Here is a 19,938-nt window from a genome sequence, read left to right on the forward strand (position 1 = left end):
CTCTCCTCGTACGGCGGAGGCCGTCAGTCCTGCTTCTTCCTGCGGGTGCCGAAGACGATCTCGTCCCAGCTCGGCACCGCCGCGCGGCGGCCCGGGCGGACGCCGTCCGCCTCGGCCTGCCGGTCGGTGGTGCCGGTGAGCCGGTCCCGGTGGCCCGAGACCGCGCGGGGCATGAGGACGTCGGCGTACGCGGAACCGGCACCCGCCGAAGCGGCCGGGGCCGGCGGCTCCTCCGCCTCGACCTCTTCCGAGGGCTCCGACGAGTCGGGCTGCTCGGGTACGACCATGTCGCCGCGGAAACTCGGCACGGCCTCCAGGAGGCTCGTCAGGGAGTCCCGCTCGTCCTCCGGCTCGGCGGACGCGGACGCCCGCTCCAGCTGGCGGTGGTCGAGCTGACGGTCCAGGGCGCGGTCGAGCGGCCTGTCCCGGGGCAGCCGGGCGATCCGGGGCACGAACGGGAAGCTCGGCTCCGGCGCGGCGGCGATCGTGTCGTCCGTCTCGCCGATCAGGGCACGGGCCTCGTCGTCCACGGCCTGGACGAGCCGCCGGGGCGGGTCGTACGTCCAGCTGGCCGTGTGGACCTCGCCGGCGACGCGGTAGACGAGCAGCACCTCCCAGGTGCCGTCGTCACGGCGCCAGGAGTCCCACTGCACGGTGTCCTTCTCGGCGCCGCGCAGCAGCAGCCGCTCCTGCACCGCCTCGCCGAGCTGGGGGCCGCTGTTCTCGCCGGGCCTGCGCACCGGGGTCTTGCGGGCCCGCTCCGCCATGAAGGCGCGCTCGGCGAGCACGGGGCCCTCGAAGCGGCGCACGCGGTCGACGGGGATCCCGGCCATCTGGGCGACCTCCTCCGCGGAGGCACCGGCTCGTATCCGTGCCTGGATGTCGCGGGGGCGGAGGTGGCTCTCCACCTCGATCTCGATCTGGCCGAGGCGCGCGCGGTCGTTGCGCACGGCGGCGCGAAGCCGCTCGTCGATCGGAAGTGTGTACTCCGTGCTGTCAGCAGCCTTCAGCACCAGTCGTGTGCCGTCGTTGGAGACGGCCACGACACGCAGTTCGGGCATGGGGACCTCCCGGGTGGTGCCTGCCGACGTCACGTGCGTCGCTGCTTCCGCTAGTCGAGTGTGGCCTGCCCGGGTGCAGCCTGCCACTACCTTGCCGAGTTGCCCGGCGTGTCGGGCGTGGACCCTGGGACGCCGTTATGACACGGTTACCTGTTGGCTACCCGGAGTGACAGACGGTCACTCTGTGCAGTCGGTTTCCGTGCGATGCCGCCGTGCCGCCGGTCGAGCGCCGTGTCCGGCCCCCTCCCCTTGATCCCGGGCACCCGTGAAGGCGTCCGGACCCAGGGTTCGCCAATGTACTCCATTCGGGCCACCTGGGTGGACCGGCGCGCCGCCCAACTTCTCGGGCGGTACGGGAGTTGAGTCTCCGCGATCTTCCCCCTCACGTGTCGCTCTTCACAGAAAGAGCAGAAACGGAACTATTCGCTTCGCCCATATGTCCCTTCTGGGTGCAAGGCGAACGGATGAGCCGTCAGGGGCTGGATCAGGGGTTGGAGATGCGTCACAGGCCGGACACCGACACGGACGAGCGGGAGGAGACGGACAGCGCGAGGAGAAGGATCGACCTGAGTGTGGCTCAGGTCTCGGGCAGTGCCCTGGCCGCGGTCATCGCCGCCAAACTCGCCTCCACCCTCGGCGTGTACGGCACGATCCTCGGCGCCGGTGTGATCAGTGTCATCGCCACCTGCGGCGGTCCGCTCTTCCAGCACCTCTTCCGGCGCACCGGCGAGCAGGTCCGCGACGTGACGGTCGCCGCCAAGCCGAAGGCCCGTCAGGTGCCGCTCGCCCCGGGGCCGCGGGACGACCGCACCCTGATGCTGGGCACGGTCCGGGCACCCGCCCCGTACGCCGACGGGCCCGACGGGGAGTTCGGCACGGCGACCACCCACGGCACCCGGGTCCGCGGCTGGAAGCGCCCGGCGATCGCCGCCGCGCTCGTCTTCGGCGTCACCATGGGCGGCATCACCACCTACGAACTCGTCTCGGGGCAGGACTTCAGCGGCAAGCAGGGCACCACCACGTTCGGATCCGTCGTCCGGGGCGGTGGCGGTTCGGGCCAGGAGGCGCCGCCGGCAGGAGACGAGGACCCCTCGACCGCGCCCTCGGGATCCGCCGACGACACCGGCCGGCCGGGCGACGGCGCCGGCAGCCCCTCGACGGGTGCCACCCCGACCCCGGGCGACCGGGGCGAGGGGCAGAGCGGTACGGCCACCCCCTCGCCCGAGCCGACGCCCTCCGGGTCGACCGGCGGCGAGCCGACGCCCACCCCCACACCCACGGCTCCGACGACGGAACCGACCACCCCGACCCAGGAACCGACCACCGGGACGGCCACGCCGGAGACCCCGTCGGCCCCGCCCCCGGCGGGAGCCGGAGACGGAGCCGGCACGGGAGCCGAGTGACCGTCAGTCGCCCAGGACCCGGCGCAGATAGTCGTTGGCGAAGAGCCGGTCCGGGTCGAGCCGGTCCCGCAGCGCCGTGAACTCGCCGAAGCGCGGGTAGACCTCGGAGAGATAGGCGGCCTCACGGGTGTGGACCTTGCCCCAGTGGGGGCGGCCCCCGTGCGCCGTCATGATGCGCTCCACCGCCGTGAAGTACGCGCGGTGGGGCGTTCCCCTGTAGAGGTGGACGGCGATGTACGCGGTCTCCCGGCCCGAGGCCGTGGACAGCGCGATGTCGTCCGCCGGGGCCGTCCGCACCTCCACCGGGAAGCTCACCTTGAGCGGCGAGCGCTCGACCATCGCCTTGAGCTCACGCAGCGCGGCGACCGCCGCCTCACGCGGAAGCGCGTACTCCATCTCCAGGAAGCGCACCCGGCGCGGCGAGGTGAAGACCTTGTACGGGATGTCGGTGTACGTACGGGCCGACAGCGCCCGGCTGGAGAGCTTGGCGATCGAGGGGATGACCGGCGGCACCGCCTTGCCCAGCGAGCACGCCACCTGGAAGAGCCCGTTGGAGAGCAGCTCGTCCTCGACCCAGCCGCTGACCCGGCCGGGGGGAGCGGCGGGGCCCGCGCTGCGGTTGTTGCGCTTGGTGTTGCAGTTGTCCGTGTGGGGGAACCAGTAGAACTCGAAGTGCTCGTTCTCCGCGTGCAGCGCGTCGAACTCCGCGGTGACCCGGTCGAAGGTCATCGGCTCCTCGCGCGCGGTGAGCAGGAACACCGGCTCGACCGCGAAGGTGATCGCCGTGACCACGCCGAGGGCGCCGAGTCCGATCCGGGCGGCCGCGAAGACCTCCGGATTCTCCTTCTCCGAACAGGTCAGCAGCTCGCCCGAGGCCGTCACCAGCTCCAGTTCGCGGATCTGCGCGGCTATCGAGGCCGAGTCGCGGCCCGTGCCGTGCGTCCCGGTGGAGGTGGCGCCGGCGACGGTCTGCTCCATGATGTCGCCCATGTTCGTGAGCGACAGGCCCTCCCGGGCCAGCGCCACGTTGAGCCGCTTGAGCGGGGTTCCCGACTCGACCGTCACGGTCATCGACGCGCGGTCGATCCGCCGGATCCCGGTCAGCAGACCCGGCCGAATGAGGACTCCGTCGGTGGCCGCGATCGAGGTGAAGGAGTGGCCGGTGCCGACCGTCTTCACCCGCAGCCCGTCCTCGGCCGCCCGGCGCACCGCCTCGGCGAGCTCCTCGGCCGAGGCCGGGCTCACCTCCCGCACGGGGCGGGAGGTGACGTTCCCCGCCCAGTTACGCCACGGGCTGTCCGCCGTCCTGGTGCTCCTGGACCCCGCTGTTGTCGTCCCGCTCACGCTGCCCCTCCCGGTTCGGCGCCGGCCTGCGCAGCCGGCGGTGTCCGAGGAGACCCACCGCGACCGCGAGCGCGCCCGAGACGACGGGCACCACGTACCCCGCCTCGGCCCCCGACGCGTCGACCACCCAGCCGGCGGCCGAGGAGCCGAGCGCCACGCCGATCGCGAGGCCGGTACCCGTCCAGGTCATGCCCTCGGTCAGCTTGGTGCGCGGTACGTGCGCTTCGACGAGGGCCATGGTGGTCACCATCGTCGGTGCGATGGACAGGCCCGCGACAAAGAGCGCCACGGCCAGCAACGGCAGGTTCCCGGCCAGTAGGAGGGGGATCATACTCACGGCCATCGCGCAGATGCCCAGGAGCCAGCGACGGGAAGGGTCGCTCTTGAGGTGGAGCAGCCCGAAGACGGCGCCGGCCAGACCGGAGCCCAGGGCGTAGACGGCCAGGACGAGACTGGCGGCGGCCTTGTGGCCCTGCTCCTCGGCGAAGGCCACGGTCACCACGTCGACCGAGCCGAAGATGGCGCCGGTGGCGACGAACGCGAGGGCCAGCACCTGGAGGCCGGGGGAGCGGAGCGCGGAACGGGACCTGCCGCCCTGATGAGGGTGCGGGACCGGCTCGGTGGCGCGCTGCGAGGTCAGCCAGAAGACGCCGACGGTGAGGAACACCCCGGCGAAGAGCGGACCGGCCTCGGGGAACCAGGTCGTCGACAGACCGATCGAGAGGATCGGGCCGAAGATGAAGCACACCTCGTCGACGATCGACTCCCAGGAGTACGCCGTGTGCAGGCGCCGCTCGTCGCCCCGGTAGATCTCCGCCCAGCGGGCCCGGGTCATCGCGCCGACGCTCGGCACACAGCCGATCACGGCCGTGAACACGAAGAGCGTCCAGTCGGGGGCCTGCTGCTGCACGCAGAGGAGGAGGCCGGCGGCGGCCGCGAGCGAGACCAGGGTGACCGGGCGGAGCACCCGGCGCTGACCGTGCCGGTCGACGAGCCGGGAGACCAGGGGGCCGAGGACGGCGGCGGACATCGCGAGCGCCGCCGAGAGGGCGCCGGCGAGCCCGTACCGGCCGGTGACCTGGGAGATCATGGTCACGATGCCGATGCCCATCATCGACAGCGGCATCCGGCCGAGGAAGCCGGCGACGGAGAACGACGCGGTGCCGGGCGCCGTGAAGAGCGCGCGGTAGGGACTGGCCAAGAGGTTCTCCGGATCTCCGTGCTTCGGAGCGGGCTCCGCACGACGACTCAACACGTGTAATTAATAGCTAAAGCCTACGGTGTTGAAGTCGATGGGTCATCCCCCTTTTTCGGACGAGCGCAGGACGGGGCCCGCCGGACGAGCGCAGGACGAGGCCCACCGGGCGGGCCCACCAGGCGGGCCGCGGACGAGCGCGCCGGGCGGGAGCGCCGGCCCTCGGGCGGAACCGCCGCACGAGACCGCCGGTCGGGGCCCGTCGGACGGGCCGCGCCATCCCGTGCCGCGGGCGGGTGGGAGGATCGGTGCCATGTCCGATCAGCACGATCCCGCCCCGTACGACGCCCTGCTGCTGCTCTCGTTCGGCGGCCCCGAGGGCCCGGACGACGTGGTCCCGTTCCTGGAGAACGTGACGCGCGGCCGAGGCATCCCGAAGGAACGGCTCAAGGAAGTGGGGCAGCACTACTTCCTCTTCGGCGGCGTCTCCCCGATCAACGACCAGAACCGCGCGCTCCTCGACGCGCTGCGGACGGACTTCGCCGCCGCCGGCCTGGAGATTCCCGTCCACTGGGGAAACCGGAACTGGGCCCCGTACCTCACCGACACCCTCCGCGAGATGATCACCGACGGCCGACGTCATATCGCCGTCCTCACCACCAGCGCGTACGCCTCCTACTCAGGCTGCCGCCAGTACCGCGAGAACCTCGCCGACGCGCTCGCCACCCTCGAAGCGGAGGGGCTCCCGCTGCCCCGGGTCGACAAGCTCCGGCACTACTTCAACCACCCCGGTTTCGTCGAGCCCATGGTCGAGGGCGTCCTCGCCTCCCTCGCCGAACTCGACCCGTCCGTCCGCGCCGGCGCCCACCTCGCCTTCACCACCCACTCCATCCCCGACTCCGCCGCCGACTCCTCGGGACCGGTCACCGAGCACGGCGACGGCGGCGCCTACGTCCGCCAGCACCTCGACGTCGCCCGGTTGATCGCCGACGCCGTCCGCGAGCGGACCGGGAACGACCACCCCTGGGAGCTCGTCTACCAGTCCCGCAGCGGAGCCCCCCACATCCCGTGGCTCGAACCCGACATCTGCGACCACCTGGAGGCGCTGCACGGCGCCGGGGCGCCCGCGGCGGTCATGGTCCCCATCGGCTTCGTCTCCGACCACATGGAGGTCCTCTACGACCTCGACACCGAGGCCACGGCCAAGGCCGCCGAGCTCGGGCTGCCCGTCCGGCGCTCGGCCACCGTCGGCGCCGACCCGCGGTTCGCCGCCGCCGTCCGAGAACTCCTCCTGGAGCGGGCCGCGCACGAGCGGGGTGCCCGCGTCGAGCGGTGCGCGCTGGGCGCCCTCGGCCCCTCCCACGACCTGTGCCCGATCGGTTGCTGCCCGGCCAGGGCGGAGCGCCCTGCGGCGGCCGGCGCCGACAGCCCGTACGCGTAAGGAAGCCCCGTGACCGAGATGGCCGACGACGTGACCGAAGGGACCGACGTGCCCGACCCGCTGCTCACCGAACTGCTCGACCTCGCCCTGGAGGCCGCACGGCGGGCCGGAGCGCTGCTGCGCGACGGCAGGCCGGACGACCTGGCCGTGGCGAAGACCAAGACGAGCCCCATCGACGTCGTCACCGAGATGGACATCGCCGCCGAGAAGCTGATCACCGGCTTCCTCGCCGACCACCGCCCGCAGGACGGCTTCCTCGGCGAGGAGGGCGCGTCGAGCCCCGGCACCAGCGGGGTCCGCTGGGTGATCGACCCGCTCGACGGCACCGTGAACTACCTCTACGGACTGCCCACCTGGGCGGTCTCGATCGCCGCCGAACGGGACGGCGAGACCGTGGTCGGCGTCGTCGGGGCCCCGATGCGCGGCGAGACCTACCGGGCGGTCCTCGGCGGCGGCGCCCACGCGGAGGGCGGCGCGTACGCGGACGGGCGGCGCCTCGAGGTCCGCCCCTCGCCCCCGCTCGACCAGGCGCTCCTGGGCACCGGCTTCGGATACGTCCAGGCCCGGCGGGCCCACCAGGCCGACGTCGCCCAGCGGGTGATCCCGCGCGTCCGCGACATCCGGCGCGGCGGCTCCGCCGCCATCGACCTCTGCGACGTCGCCGCGGGCCGCCTGGACGCCTACTACGAGCGGGGACTCAACCCCTGGGACTTCGCCGCGGGCGCCCTGATCGCCCGCGAGGCGGGCGCGCGGACCGGCGGCCGTCCGGGGGAGCCGGAGTCCGGCGAACTGGCCCTGGCGGCCCCTCCGGGCCTCTTCGGGCCCCTCCAGGAGATGCTGGAGGAGCTGGGCGCCTGGCACGACTGACGGACGCGTGAGGGCCCCGGTGCCGGGAACGGCGCCGGGGCCCTCACGCGTGTACGGGTCGAACGGTCGGATGGGTCGAACGGCCGGTCTGCGGTCGGTCGGGTCTGAACGGGCAGCGGGTCGGGCGGGGTCTGAACGGTCTGCGGGTCGGCCGGGTCAGACGCCCTGCGCGGCTACCTCCACGCCGTGCTCGGCGGCCAGCCGGTGCAGGTCCTCGAGCTCCGCCTGCTCCACCTCCGCCAGGTAGTCGTCGCCCGTCTCACGGGCCCGCGTGAGGTCCGTCTGCGTGGTCCTGATGCGGTGCAGCAGGCCTGCGGTGAAAGCGTCCATCGTGCGCCCCCTCGTCATGGGTCCGGTGGCACGGGGGTGTGCCGAGGGTGGGTGGATCACACACTGCGGTCTCTGGGGGACAGAGAGCGGTAGGTGGCGCGCCACATACAGGGCGTGATCACGGGGTGTGCAGTCGTCCTCCCCAACCCCTTCCTCAGAGAAACCTCAACTGGCCCGTGAATCCGGTGAATTCTTCGATCAAGGCCGCGCTCCCCGCCGCGCGCCCCCGTTCACCACCCGCCCGCTCAGGGCCCCGCACCGCCGTCTTACAGCCGGTTTACGCGCGTACGGGGCAGGATGGACACGCACAGTCAGTGCTCAGGTCTTCAGCACCGGTCCGCCTCAGGACCCCAGCTCAACGGGAAGGAAGTACGACGTGCGCGTACTCGTCGTCGAGGACGAGCAGCTGCTCGCCGATGCGGTGGCCACCGGACTGCGCCGGGAGGCCATGGCCGTCGACGTCGTGTACGACGGCGCCGCGGCCCTGGAGCGCGTCGGGGTGAACGACTACGACGTCGTCGTCCTCGACCGCGACCTTCCCCTCGTCCACGGTGACGACGTCTGCCGCAAGATCGTGGAGCTGGGCATGCCCACCCGCGTCCTGATGCTCACCGCCTCCGGCGACGTCAGCGACCGGGTCGAGGGCCTGGAGCTCGGGGCGGACGACTACCTCCCCAAGCCCTTCGCCTTCACCGAGCTCACCGCGCGCGTGCGCGCGCTCGGCCGGCGGACCAGCGTGCCGCTCCCGCCGGTCCTCGAGCGCGCCGGCATCAAGCTCGACCCGAACCGCCGCGAGGTCTTCCGCGAGGGCAAGGAGGTCCAGCTCGCGCCGAAGGAGTTCGCCGTCCTGGAGGTCCTCATGCGCAGTGAGGGCGCCGTCGTCTCGGCCGAGCAGCTCCTGGAGAAGGCCTGGGACGAGAACACCGACCCGTTCACCAACGTCGTCCGCGTCACCGTCATGACCCTGCGCCGCAAGCTCGGCGAGCCGCCCGTCATCGTGACGGTCCCCGGCTCCGGGTACCGGATCTGAACCCGATGCCCACCACCTCCGTACCCCACACCCACGCGCCCCCGAAGCCGGCCTGGGACCCCAGGGACCCCGTCAGGCCCCTGCTGCGCCCCACCATCCGGATACGTCTCACGCTGCTGTACGGCGGGATGTTCCTGATCGCGGGCATCCTGCTGCTCTCGATCATCTACCTCTTCACCGCGCAGGCGCTCACCCACAGCGTCTCCGAACTGCCCTTCAAGGTCGTCCAGGGCCAGGTCCAGCCGACCACCTCCTGGTGCGAGCTGCCCGCGCAGGGCACCGGGGAGCAGCTCAACCAGGCGGTCTCCGTCTGTCTCCGGTACCAGAGCGACCAGGCCCTCGACGACCTCCTGCGCCGCTCGCTCTTCGCCCTGCTCGGACTGAGCATCATCGCCTTCGCCTTCGGCTACGCCATGGCGGGGCGGGTGCTCTCGCCGCTCGGCCGGATCACCCGGACCGCCCGCCAGGTGGCCGGCTCCGACCTGTCCCGGCGGATCGAGCTGGACGGCCCCGACGACGAGCTCAAGGAGCTCGCCGACACCTTCGACGAGATGCTGGAGCGCCTGGAGCGGGCCTTCACCGCCCAGCAGCGCTTCGTCGCGAACGCCTCGCACGAGCTGCGGACGCCTCTCGCGATCAACCGCACCCTCCTGGAGGTGCACCTCTCGGACCCGGGCGCGCCGGTGGAACTCCAGCAGCTCGGCAAGACGCTGCTCGCCACCAACGAACGCAGCGAACAGCTCGTCGAGGGTCTGCTGCTGCTCGCCCGGAGCGACAACCAGATCATCGAGCGCAAACCCGTCGACCTCGCCGAGGTCGCCGAGCGGGGCGTCGACCAGGTCCACGCCGAGGCGGCGGCCAAGGGCGTCGAGATCCGGGGCGAGCGCGCGCCCGCGGTCGTCCAGGGCAACGGCGTCCTGCTGGAGCGGATCACGCTGAACCTGCTCCAGAACGCCGTCCGGTACAACGTGGCGGAGGGAGGCTGGGTGGAGGTGACGACCGCGACCGAGCACGGCCAGGCGGTCCTGACCGTCTCGAACACGGGTCCCGTGGTCCCCGCGTACGAGATCGACAACATCTTCGAGCCGTTCCGGCGGCTCCGGCAGGAGCGGACCGGCAGCGACAAGGGTGTCGGCCTGGGCCTGTCGATCGCGCGCTCCGTGGCCCGCGCGCACGGCGGCCGGATCATCGCGGAGCCCCGCGAGGGCGGTGGTCTCGTGATGCGCGTCACTCTGCCGATCTGACACACTGCACGAGCCGACCCGGTTCCGTTCGCTTTGCGCGGAATTCCGTGGGCCCGATTCTGAGACGCTCATGTGTGATCGATCACAGGAGAAGGTGTCCGGACATCCACTCTCCGTAACGGAGAAATCCCCGTGAAAACCCGGAAAAGTCCGGGTTTCCCGGGCCCGGGTTGACGGGAAGTACACGGGGTGGCGCCTGCAAGGGGCACCCGTAGGACCGTGTACGGTCCGGTTCGCCACCCGAAGCCGATCACTCGCGAGAGGACGGAACGGGTGTCGATTGAGTAACAGACCTTGATGTGAGGCAAAATCTCCGCCTCAGGTCGGGCACAAGTCCGACCTCTCACGCGTTACGTGCGCTGGAGACACCGCAACCACCCAGAGGGGGAGAGCGACATGGCAACGGATTACGACACCCCACGCAAGACCGACGACGACGTCGATTCGGACAGCCTTGAGGAACTGAAGGCCCGCCGGAACGACAAGTCGACCTCGACCGTCGACGTCGACGAGTTCGAGGCCGCCGAAGGCCTGGAGCTTCCCGGCGCCGACCTCTCGAACGAGGAGCTGGCCGTCCGGGTCCTGCCCAAGCAGGCCGATGAGTTCACCTGCATGAGCTGCTTCCTCGTGCACCACCGCAGCCAGCTGGCCAGGGAGAAGAACGGCCAGCCCATCTGCCGCGACTGCGACTGAGACCCTCGGTCGTGGCAGGCGACACACCGTCCCGGAAGCGGCGTCTGAGGCTCCCTGGGAGCCCGAAGACGTACAAGGGCGGCTCAGGCCCGGTAGAGGGCGCCCAGGAGGCCCCTGAAGCCGAGCACGCCCCCTCCCCGCCCCCCCTCGGCGTACGTGACGACGAGCGAGGCCTCCCGGCCTCGCTCGAGGCCGCCACCGAGCCGGACCCGGCGCGGCTGCCGGCGGAGCGGGAAGCGGGACGGAGCGACGCGCTGGACGAAGCGGGGAACGACGAGACACGGCGGGACGGGCGCTTCGGCGCCGTCAAGCGGCTCGCCAATCCCGCGCGCGCCCAGCTCGACAGGATAAAGATCGACTCCGACCGGATCGACGCCGTCCGGCGCGGCGTCGCGCAGGGCGTCCGCCAGGGCGTGAAGCGCGGCGGAGACAGCGCCAAGGCCGGCATCGGCCATCTGGCCGACCGGTTGATCGACCTCGCCCCGCGGATCCCCGTCCGCGATCTGGCGACCCTGCGCAAGCAGTTTCCCGGGCTCGGCCCCGAGGAGCTCGCCGACAAGCTCGTCGCGGGTGCGGCGAACGCGAGCTCGACCGTGGGCGCCAGCATCGGTGCCGCCGCCATGCTCCCCGTACCCCCGGCCATGCCGGCGGAGCTCGCGGCGGAGATCACCGGCGTCGCCGCCGTGGAACTCAAACTCATCGCCGAACTGCACGAGGTCTACGGGCTGCGGCCCCCCGGCCGGCTCACCCAGCGTTCGGCGGCCTATCTGACCTCCTGGGCCGAGGAGCGGGGCATCGACCCCACCAAGCCCACCACGGTCAACGCGGCGCTCGGCGGACAGCTCAAGCGCGAGCTGCGCCAGCAGATCATGAAGCGCATGGTGCGCAACCTGCCGAACCTCACGCCCTTCATGGTCGGCGCGGCGGTCGGCGCGGTCATGAACCGCCGCGACACCAAGAAGCTCGCGGGCCACATCCGCAAGGACCTGCGGAACCGCCAGGTTCCCTGGGACTCCCTCCGGGAGCTGCCCCCGCTGGAGCAGCCGGAGAACCCGAAGGAGCTCGGGTTCTAGCCGGCCCCGCTCCCCGGCCCGCTCAGTCCTGGGCGCCCGCACGGACGGCGTCCAGGGCCGCCACCAACGCCTCCGGCTCACGGCTGGAGAGATACACGTACGGCGTCGGGTCCGCCGGGTCCGCCACCTCGATCCGCACCGCCCGGGCTACATAGCCCCGCATCAGCATGTACGCGCGCGGGTCGGCCTTGTACGTGCGCCACGCGCGCGCCTCCTCCGCGTCCAGCGCCTCGGCCTCGCCCAGCGCCGAGACCGGGATCCGCGCGTCGCCCGCCACGAGCGAACCGGCCACCACCCGGATCCGGGCGGAGCCGTACGAGGAGACCGCCGCGCCGGCGAGCACCGCCACCACGATCAGACCGCCCAGCATCGGGACCGTGCCCAGCGGGACCATGATCAGGCCGCCGGAGAGACCGAGCAGACCCGCGATGAACCACCAGGAGCGGGGCGCCGTCAGCCGCTCGTCGAAGAGCGGTGCGGCGGAGGGGGCGGGGGAGGGGGCGGGGGACGATGCGGAAGGCTGCATGCGTCCAAGCTTGGCACGGCGCGACCTGCGCCCATCCGCGCGGGTAAGGTCTGCGGCTGTGACTGGAACATCTGCCGCCCTCACCCCGCCGGCCGACGCCATACCGCCGGTACGCCACCCCGACGCGCCGGCCCCCGGCGAGCTGCTCGGTTCGCACTACGAGTACTGCTTCGGGTGCGGCGGCGGGCAGCCCCACGGCCTCCACCTGGAGGCGCGCGCGGGCGAGGGCGTGACCGTCACCGCCGAGTTCACGGTGACCCCCGACCACCAGGGCGCCCCCGGTCTCGCGCACGGCGGCGTGCTCGCCACCGCGCTCGACGAGACCCTCGGCTCCCTCAACTGGCTGCTGCGGGTCATCGCCGTGACCGGACGGCTGGAGACCGACTTCGTCCGGCCCGTCCCGGTGGGCACCGTGCTCCACCTGGAGGCCGCGGTCACCGCCGTGCGCGGCCGCAAGATCTTCTCGACCGCCGTCGGCCGGATCGGCGGGCCCGAGGGCCCCGTCGCCGTCCGCGCCGAGGCACTCTTCATAGAGGTCAAGGTCGAGCACTTCATCGACAACGGCCGCCCGGAGGAGATCCAGGCCGCCATGTCCGACCCCGACCAGGTCCGGCGCGCCCGCGCCTTCGAGGTGAACCCCTGATGAGCAACCCTGTCGACGTACTGATCCGGCGTGTGGACCCGGACGTGCCGATCCCGGCCTACGGCCACCCCGGTGACGCCGGGGCGGACCTGGTCACCACCGAGGCCGCCGTGCTGGCCCCCGGGGAGCGCGCCGTGCTCCCCACCGGGATCTCCATCGCGCTCCCGGACGGGTACGCGGCCTTCGTGCACCCGCGCTCCGGACTGGCCGCCCGCTGCGGAGTGGCACTCGTGAATGCCCCGGGGACGGTGGATGCCGGGTACCGTGGAGAGATCAAGGTGATCGTGGTCAATCTCGACCCGCGCGAGAGCGTGCGGTTCGAACGATTCGATCGGATTGCCCAACTTGTCGTCCAACAGGTCGAGAAGGTGCGCTTCCACGAGGTGGCGGAGCTTCCCGGCTCTGCGCGGGCCGAGGGGGGCTTCGGGTCCACCGGCGGTCATGCCGCCGTGGACGGCACAACGGGTGGGAATCGATACGCTTCGGTCGTATCCGACCGGGAAGGACAGTGACGTGTTCGGACGTCGCAAGAAGAGCGGTGCCGCAGAGGACGCGGCGGGCGAGGCCGAGCAGGTCGTCGACGCGGTGGACGGCGAGGACGCGGACGACGCGGCCCCGCGCCGTGTGAACCTTCCGCCGGCGCCCAGGCCCGACGGACCCTGGGACATCTCCGAGGTCAGCAAGCCCGAGGACGGCCGTGTCGACCTGGGCGGCGTCTTCGTCCCCGGGGTCGAGGGCATGGAGCTGCGGGTGGAGGTGGCGGGCGACGCGATCGTCGCGGCCACCGTCGTCCTGCGTGACAGCGCCGTGCAGCTGCAGGCCTTCGCCGCCCCCAAGAACGAGGGCATCTGGGGCGAGGTCCGCGACGAGATCGCCACGGGCATCGTCCAGCAGGGCGGCGTCATCGACGAGGTCGAGGGCCCGCTCGGCTGGGAGCTGCGCGCGCAGGTCCCCGTACAGCTGCCGGACGGCAACCGCGGTGTGCAGCTGGTCCGCTTCGTGGGTGTCGACGGACCCCGCTGGTTCCTGCGCGGAGTGATCTCCGGGCAGGGCGCCGTCCAGCCCGAGGCCGCCGGCCTCCTGGAGCAGATCGTCCGGGACACCGTGGTCGTCCGCGGCGACGGACCGATGGCCCCGCGCGACCCGATCGTCCTCAAGCTGCCGAACGACGCGCAGATGGTGCCGGACGGCGTGCAGCAGGAGGAGCAGGAGAACTCCCGCTTCTCCGGCGGCATGGGCCAGCTCCAGCGCGGTCCGGAGATCTCCGAGATCCGCTAGTCCGCGCTCGGACCGGTGACCGGTCACCGGTGGGCCTCCGGGCCCGCCGCGTATCCGCCTGTGCCGATGGGCCGCTTTCCGTACGACACGTACGGAAAGCGGCCCATCGGCCGTTATCCACAGGTTCCGCCCGTGGGCTCTGGCCCTGGCACCCGGCCGCGGACCATACTGGCGGGCACATGTTCGAGGAGGGGGAGCACAGGGTGAGTGAGAGCAGCACGCGGTCCGCGACGGCCGTCGCCGAGGACCCGGCCGGCCTGCCGATGGTCCGCGTGGAGAACCTGCGCCGTTCGTACGGCACCGGGGAAGCAGCCGTCCACGCCCTGCGCGGGGTCTCCTTCGACATCCCGCGCGGCGAGCTCGTCGCGCTCAAGGGCCGCTCCGGCTCCGGCAAGACGACGCTGCTCAACCTGGTCGGCGGCCTCGACAGCGCGGACGGCGGCTCGATGGTCATCGACGGCGTCGACCTGGCCACCCTCGGTGAGAACGGGCTCCTGGAGCTGCGCCGCGACCGGATCGGCTTCATCTTCCAGTCCTTCGGACTGCTCCCCATCCTCTCCGCCGCCGAGAACGTGGGCGTACCCATGCGGCTGCGCAAGGCCGACCCGAAGGAGCGCGAGGAGCGGGTGGCCCTGCTCCTCGGCCTCGTGGGCCTGGCCGACCACGCGAACCAGCGGCCCGGCGAGCTCTCCGGCGGACAGCAGCAGCGCGTCGCCATCGCCCGCGCCCTCGCCAACAAGCCGGCCCTCCTCATAGCCGACGAGCCGACGGGCCAGCTGGACCAGGAGACCGGCCTCGCCGTCATGCAGCTGCTGCGCGCGGTGGTGCGCAGCGAGGGCTGTACGGCCCTGGTCGCCACCCACGACCCGCAGCTCCTGGGCCTGGCCGACCGGGTCCTCGAACTCAGCGACGGCGAGATCATCGAGCACTGACGCGGCACGGCCGGTCGCCACCACGGAGGCCGGCGCGGTCCCGACATCAGAAACACGTCAAGACCGCGCCGGCCCGCTCTCCGCATACGGAATGTCCGATTGGCTGGACGTATGGTCGTGCCATGGGACGCGGCAAGCTTCGGATATACCTCGGCGCTGCGCCGGGCGTCGGCAAGACCTACGCGATGCTCTCCGAGGGCCACCGGCGGGTGGAGCGCGGCACGGACTGCGTCGTGGCGTTCGTTGAGCACCACGGACGGCCGCGCACCGAGGTCATGCTGCACGGCCTGGAGCAGGTGCCGCGCCGCACCCTGGAGTACCGGGGGAGCACCTTCACCGAGATGGACATCGACGCCGTCCTGGAGCGGCGTCCCGCCGTCGCACTCGTCGACGAGCTCGCCCACACCAACGTGCCCGGATCCCGCAACCCCAAGCGGTGGCAGGACGTCGCCGAGCTGCTCGCCGCCGGCATCGACGTCATATCGACCGTCAACATCCAGCACCTGGAGTCCCTGGGCGACGTGGTCGAGGCGATCACCGGCGTGCGGCAGCGGGAGACCGTCCCCGACGAGGTGGTGCGCCGGGCCGACCAGATCGAGCTGGTCGACATGTCCCCCGAGGCCCTGCGCCGCCGGATGGCCCACGGCAACGTCTACACCTCGGACAAGGTCGACGCCGCCCTCTCCAACTACTTCCGCCCCGGCAACCTCACCGCCCTGCGCGAGCTGGCCCTGCTGTGGACCGCCGACCGGGTCGACGAGTACCTCCAGCAGTACCGAGGCGAGCACAACATCCGCTCCACCTGGCAGGCCCGCGAGCGCATCGTCGTCGGCCTGACCGGCGGACCCGAGGGCCGCACCCTCATACGGCGCGCCACCCGGCTGGCCGAGAAGGGCGCGGGAGGCGAGGTCCTCGCCGTCTACATCGCCCGCAGCGACGGCCTCACCGCCGCCTCGCCCAAGGAGCTGGCCGTCCAGCGCACCCTCGTCGAGGACCTGGGCGGAACGTTCCACCATGTCATCGGCGACGACATCCCCTCCGCGCTCCTGGAGTTCGCCCGCGGGGTCAACGCCACCCAGATCGTCCTCGGCTCAAGCCGCCGCCGCACCTGGCAGTACGTGCTCGGCCCCGGCGTCGGCCAGACCGTGGCCCGTGAATCCGGGCCCGACCTCGACGTCCACATCGTCACCCACGGCGAGGTCGCCAAGGGCCGCGGCCTCCCGGTCGCCCGGGGCGCCCGCCTCGGCCGCTCCCGGATCATCGGCGGCTGGGCCGTCGGCGTCGCCGGCCCCCTCCTCCTCGCCCTGCTCCTCACCCATGTCGACGCCGACCTCGGTCTCGCCAACGACATGCTGCTCTTCCTGGCCCTCACCGTCGCGGCGGCCCTGCTCGGCGGATTCCTGCCGGCGCTCGCCTCCGCCGCGGCCGGCTCCCTCCTCCTCAACTGGTTCTTCACCCCGCCCGTCCACCGGCTCACCGTCGCCGACCCCAAGAACATCGTGGCGATCGCCGTCTTCCTCGGCGTCGCCATGTCGGTCGCCTCCGTGGTCGACCTGGCCGCCCGACGCACCCACCAGGCCGCCCGGCTGCGCGCCGAGTCCGAGGTGCTCTCCTACCTCGCCGGCAGCGTGCTGCGGGGCGAGACCAGCCTCGACGCCCTCCTCGAACGGGTCCGCGAGACCTTCTCCATGGAGTCCGTCGCCCTCCTGGAGCGGGCGGACGACATCGAGCCCTGGACCCGGGCCGCGAGCGTCGGCCCCCACCCGGCGGCCCGGCCCGAGGACGCGGACGTGGACATGCCGGTCGGCGACCATCTGGCCCTCGCCCTGTCCGGCCGGGTGCTGCCCGCGGAGGACCGGCGCGTCCTCGGCGCCTTCGCCGCCCAGGCCGCGGTCGTCCTCGACCGCCAGCGGCTCGTGGGCGAGGCCGAGGAGGCCCGCAAGCAGGCCGAGGGCAACAAGATCCGCACCTCCCTGCTCGCGGCCGTCAGCCACGACCTGCGGACCCCGCTCGCCGGCATCAAGGCCTCCGTCTCCTCCCTCCGCTCCGACGACGTCGAATGGTCCGAGCAGGACCGCGCCGAATTCCTGGAGGGCATCGAGGCGGGCGCCGACCGCCTCGACCACCTCGTCGGCAACCTCCTCGACATGTCCCGCCTCCAGACCGGCACCGTCACCCCGCTGATCCGCACCGTCGACCTCGACGAGGTCGTCCCGATGGCCCTCGGGGGAGTGCCCGACGGCAGCGCCGAGCTCGACATCCCCGAGACTCTGCCCATGGTCGAGGTCGACAAGGGCCTCCTGGAGCGGGCCGTCGCCAACATCGTCGAGAACGCCGTCAAGTACAGCCCCGAGGGCGTGCCCGTGGCCGTCGCCGCCAGCACTCTCGGCGACCGCGTCGAGCTGCGGGTCGTGGACCGCGGCCCCGGCGTCCCCGACGAGGCCAAGGACCGCATCTTCGAGCCCTTCCAGCGCTTCGGCGACGCCCCGCGCGGCTCCGGCGTCGGCCTGGGACTCGCGGTCGCCCGCGGGTTCGTCGAGGCCATGGGCGGGACGCTCGGCGCCGAGGACACCCCCGGCGGCGGCCTGACGATGGTGCTGACCCTCAAGGCCGCGCGGGGCGGACCGCCGACGCAGGTCCCCGACCTCCCGGCGCACGCCGTGACCTGACCGGCCGCCCGAAGCACGACGCGCCTCCGTCCCGAAGCGCAGGAGCGCACGACGCGCCTCCGTCCCGAAGCGCAGGAGCGCACGACGCGCCTCCGTCGCGAAGCCCGGACGCACGACGCGCCTCCGTCCGTCCTGAAGCGCACCACCGACACCACCGCCTCCGCCCGCCCCGCAGCACCACCCGCCTCCGCCCCGAAGCGCGCGCACCGTCCGTTCCCGTACCCCGCGCGCCGCCCCCTCCGCTCCCGTACTGTCTTGCTCCCGCCCGCACGGGCGACCGAAGAAGGAAGGCCCACCTCCATGACCCGGGTTCTCGTGGTCGACGACGAGCCTCAGATCGTCCGCGCCCTGGTGATCAACCTCAAGGCGCGGAAGTACGAGGTCGACGCCGCGCCCGACGGTGCCACCGCCCTCCGGCTCGCCGCCGAACGCCATCCCGACGTCGTCGTCCTCGACCTCGGCCTGCCCGACATGGACGGCGTCGAGGTCATCAGGGGCCTGCGCGGCTGGACCCGGGTGCCGATCCTGGTCCTCTCCGCCCGCCAGACCTCGGACGAGAAGGTCGAGGCGCTCGACGCCGGCGCCGACGACTACGTCACCAAGCCCTTCGGCATGGACGAGCTGCTCGCCCGGCTGCGCGCCGCCGTGCGCCGCGCCGAGCCCGTCGGCGGCGCCGAGGACGGGGTCGTGGTCGTCGAGACCGAGGGCTTCACCGTCGACCTCGCGGCCAAGAAGGTCCACCGCGACGGCCGGGACGTCCGGCTCACCCCCACCGAGTGGCACCTGCTCGAAGTCCTCGTCCGCAACAGCGGCCGCCTGGTCAGCCAGAAGCAGCTGCTCCAGGAGGTCTGGGGACCCTCGTACGGCACCGAGACCAACTACCTCCGGGTGTACATGGCGCAGCTCCGCCGCAAGCTGGAGAGCGACCCCTCGCACCCGCGGCACTTCGTCACCGAACCGGGCATGGGCTACCGCTTCGAACGCTGAACCAGCACCCGTTCGTGGGCAGGTCCCGGTGACGGCGGTGGCCGGTACGCTTTCTGTATGAGTGCTGCACCACGTACAGAGAAGCCGGCCGGTAGGTTCCGCCGGATGCTCGACCGGCTCTCCTCCTCGCCCGAGGACCTGGAGTCGGAGGAGCTCCAGGAGGACGCCGAGGCGTCGGGGTGCACGCGTATCTGCGACTGCTCCGACCGCCAGATAGTCAAGGTGACTGGTACCTTGCGCACGGTCACGCTGCGTCCCCGGGCCGGTGTGCCCGCGCTGGAGGCCGAGCTCTTCGACGGCACGGCACCGCTCGACGTCGTGTGGCTCGGCCGGCGCTCCATCGTGGGCATCGAGCCGGGCCGCAAGCTGATCGCCTCCGGCCGGATCTCCATGAGCCACGGCCGGCGGGTCCTCTTCAACCCCAAATACGAGCTCCGACCGCTCGGACAGGAGTAGCCGGTGACGTCCCTCGACAAGCCGACCACCACGGACCAGGACGCCCAGGCATCGAAGGAGGTCACCGAGGCCGCGCTGTTCGAGGCCTTCGGCGGCCTGCGGGGCATGGTCGAGACGGTCGTGCCGGGCCTGTTGTTCGTCACGATCTTCACGATCAACAAGAACCTGCAGATCTCGGCGATCGCCGCCCTCGCGGTGTCGCTGGTCCTGGTCGCCGTCCGGCTCATCCGGCGGGACACCGTCAAGCACGCGTTCAGCGGCGTCTTCGGCGTCGCCTTCGGCGTCGTCTTCGCGATGATGACGGGCAACGCCAAGGACTTCTACCTGCCGGGCATGCTGTACACCCTGGGCCTCGCCCTCGCGTACATCGTCACCGCGATCGCCGGAGTCCCGCTGATCGGCCTGATCCTGGGGCCGGTCTTCAAGGAGAACCTCTCCTGGCGGACCCGCAACCCGGGCCGGAAGAAGGCGTACACGAAGGCGAGCTGGGCCTGGGGCCTGATCCTGCTCGGCAAGTGCGCGATCCTCTTCCCGATGTACTGGTGGGCCGACACGACCAAGTTCGGCTGGGTGCTCGTCGCGCTGAAGATCCCGCCGTTCCTGCTCGCGGTCTACCTCACCTGGGTGTTCCTCGCGAAGGCTCCGCCGCCGATCGACGTCTTCGCCGAGATGGAGGCCGAGGAGCTCGCCGAGAAGGAGCGCAAGGCGTCCGCGGCCGCGACGCGGACCCACCCGGAGGCCTGAGACGGCACGCGGAAGGGCCCGG

20 protein-coding genes are annotated in these 19,938 nt (G+C 72.1%); 15 read left to right on the forward strand and 5 right to left on the reverse strand.

The genetic code is table 11. The annotated features are described in order from the left end of the window. Positions 1-23: 23 nt before the first annotated feature. Positions 24-1,061, reverse strand: coding sequence for a septation protein SepH (sepH, locus tag ACIP84_RS31615; protein WP_355965029.1), 1,038 nt, complete (start codon positions 1,059-1,061; stop codon positions 24-26). 497 nt (positions 1,062-1,558) lie between these two features. Here sepH and ACIP84_RS31620 point away from each other — a divergent pair, with 497 nt between their 5' ends. Beyond that, positions 1,559-2,464: a hypothetical protein gene (locus tag ACIP84_RS31620; RefSeq protein ID WP_401802511.1), complete on the forward strand. Its 906-nt coding sequence runs from the start codon at positions 1,559-1,561 to the stop codon at positions 2,462-2,464. Positions 2,465-2,467: 3 nt separating this feature from the next. Here the strand turns inward: ACIP84_RS31620 and ACIP84_RS31625 are convergent, their stop codons facing one another. Both ACIP84_RS31625 and ACIP84_RS31630 read right to left on the reverse strand, forming a co-directional pair. Further along, positions 2,468-3,808, reverse strand: a complete 1,341-nt coding sequence (locus ACIP84_RS31625) for a D-arabinono-1,4-lactone oxidase (RefSeq protein WP_355965028.1) — start codon at positions 3,806-3,808, stop codon at positions 2,468-2,470. Continuing rightward, a complete protein-coding gene (locus ACIP84_RS31630) occupies positions 3,747-5,009 on the reverse strand; it encodes an MFS transporter (RefSeq protein WP_355965027.1) in 1,263 nt (420 codons plus the stop codon). The genes ACIP84_RS31625 and ACIP84_RS31630 overlap by 62 nt, the downstream gene beginning before the upstream one ends. Positions 5,010-5,316: 307 nt before the next feature. Between ACIP84_RS31630 and ACIP84_RS31635 the strand changes: the two genes are divergently transcribed. Then, entirely contained in the window at positions 5,317-6,444 is a 1,128-nt protein-coding gene (locus ACIP84_RS31635) for a ferrochelatase (protein WP_355965026.1), read from the forward strand. A gap of 48 nt (positions 6,445-6,492) precedes the next feature. After that, complete coding sequence (locus ACIP84_RS31640) at positions 6,493-7,311, forward strand: inositol monophosphatase family protein (RefSeq protein ID WP_401802617.1); 819 nt, start codon at positions 6,493-6,495, stop codon at positions 7,309-7,311. A 156-nt stretch (positions 7,312-7,467) separates the two neighbouring features. Here ACIP84_RS31640 and ACIP84_RS31645 read toward each other — a convergent pair whose 3' ends face one another. Further along, positions 7,468-7,641, reverse strand: a complete 174-nt coding sequence (locus tag ACIP84_RS31645) for a hypothetical protein (RefSeq protein ID WP_169749507.1) — start codon at positions 7,639-7,641, stop codon at positions 7,468-7,470. Between the two features lie 376 nt (positions 7,642-8,017). Here ACIP84_RS31645 and ACIP84_RS31650 point away from each other — a divergent pair, with 376 nt between their 5' ends. The 4 genes from ACIP84_RS31650 (at position 8,018) to ACIP84_RS31665 (ending at position 11,681) form a co-directional block, all read left to right on the forward strand. Continuing rightward, on the forward strand, positions 8,018-8,671 hold the full coding sequence (locus ACIP84_RS31650; RefSeq protein ID WP_030146958.1) for a response regulator transcription factor: 654 nt from the start codon (positions 8,018-8,020) through the stop codon (positions 8,669-8,671). Positions 8,672-8,676: 5 nt separating this feature from the next. After that, on the forward strand, positions 8,677-9,915 hold the full coding sequence (locus ACIP84_RS31655; protein ID WP_355965025.1) for a HAMP domain-containing sensor histidine kinase: 1,239 nt from the start codon (positions 8,677-8,679) through the stop codon (positions 9,913-9,915). Positions 9,916-10,311: 396 nt separating this feature from the next. Continuing rightward, positions 10,312-10,608, forward strand: coding sequence for a DUF4193 domain-containing protein (locus ACIP84_RS31660; RefSeq protein WP_003955561.1), 297 nt, complete (start codon positions 10,312-10,314; stop codon positions 10,606-10,608). A gap of 11 nt (positions 10,609-10,619) precedes the next feature. Next, on the forward strand, positions 10,620-11,681 hold the full coding sequence (locus ACIP84_RS31665; RefSeq protein ID WP_401802515.1) for a hypothetical protein: 1,062 nt from the start codon (positions 10,620-10,622) through the stop codon (positions 11,679-11,681). 22 nt (positions 11,682-11,703) lie between these two features. Here ACIP84_RS31665 and ACIP84_RS31670 read toward each other — a convergent pair whose 3' ends face one another. After that, positions 11,704-12,207 carry a DUF3093 domain-containing protein gene (locus tag ACIP84_RS31670; protein WP_401802517.1) on the reverse strand — a complete coding sequence of 168 codons (504 nt, stop codon included), beginning with the start codon at positions 12,205-12,207 and terminating at the stop codon, positions 11,704-11,706. A gap of 58 nt (positions 12,208-12,265) precedes the next feature. On the opposite strand from ACIP84_RS31670, the gene ACIP84_RS31675 reads away from it, so the two are divergent. From ACIP84_RS31675 to ACIP84_RS31710, 8 genes are all read left to right on the forward strand, one after another. Further along, complete coding sequence (locus ACIP84_RS31675) at positions 12,266-12,850, forward strand: PaaI family thioesterase (RefSeq protein WP_383588958.1); 585 nt, start codon at positions 12,266-12,268, stop codon at positions 12,848-12,850. Then, positions 12,850-13,362 (forward strand): dUTP diphosphatase, encoded by a 513-nt coding sequence (gene dut / locus ACIP84_RS31680; protein ID WP_055601374.1) that lies wholly within the window; start codon positions 12,850-12,852, stop codon positions 13,360-13,362. Before ACIP84_RS31675 ends, dut begins: the two co-directional genes overlap by 1 nt. 1 nt (position 13,363) lies before the next feature. Next, positions 13,364-14,128, forward strand: a complete 765-nt coding sequence (locus ACIP84_RS31685) for a DUF3710 domain-containing protein (RefSeq protein WP_015036724.1) — start codon at positions 13,364-13,366, stop codon at positions 14,126-14,128. A gap of 179 nt (positions 14,129-14,307) precedes the next feature. Next, the gene (locus ACIP84_RS31690; protein ID WP_401802521.1) at positions 14,308-15,060 is read left to right on the forward strand and encodes an ABC transporter ATP-binding protein; all 753 of its coding nucleotides are present in this window, start codon (positions 14,308-14,310) and stop codon (positions 15,058-15,060) included. A gap of 122 nt (positions 15,061-15,182) precedes the next feature. Beyond that, positions 15,183-17,729, forward strand: a complete 2,547-nt coding sequence (locus tag ACIP84_RS31695) for an ATP-binding protein (protein ID WP_401802524.1) — start codon at positions 15,183-15,185, stop codon at positions 17,727-17,729. A gap of 300 nt (positions 17,730-18,029) precedes the next feature. Further along, positions 18,030-18,716 (forward strand): response regulator, encoded by a 687-nt coding sequence (locus ACIP84_RS31700; RefSeq protein ID WP_355965020.1) that lies wholly within the window; start codon positions 18,030-18,032, stop codon positions 18,714-18,716. A gap of 57 nt (positions 18,717-18,773) precedes the next feature. After that, positions 18,774-19,172, forward strand: a complete 399-nt coding sequence (locus ACIP84_RS31705; protein ID WP_073906407.1) for an OB-fold nucleic acid binding domain-containing protein — start codon at positions 18,774-18,776, stop codon at positions 19,170-19,172. Positions 19,173-19,175: 3 nt separating this feature from the next. Further along, on the forward strand, positions 19,176-19,916 hold the full coding sequence (locus ACIP84_RS31710; RefSeq protein WP_401802527.1) for a DUF3159 domain-containing protein: 741 nt from the start codon (positions 19,176-19,178) through the stop codon (positions 19,914-19,916). Positions 19,917-19,938: the final 22 nt, after the last annotated feature.

Origin of the sequence: Streptomyces sp. NPDC088707 (genome assembly GCF_044752725.1) — a bacterium.
Lineage (GTDB): Bacteria > Actinomycetota > Actinomycetes > Streptomycetales > Streptomycetaceae > Streptomyces.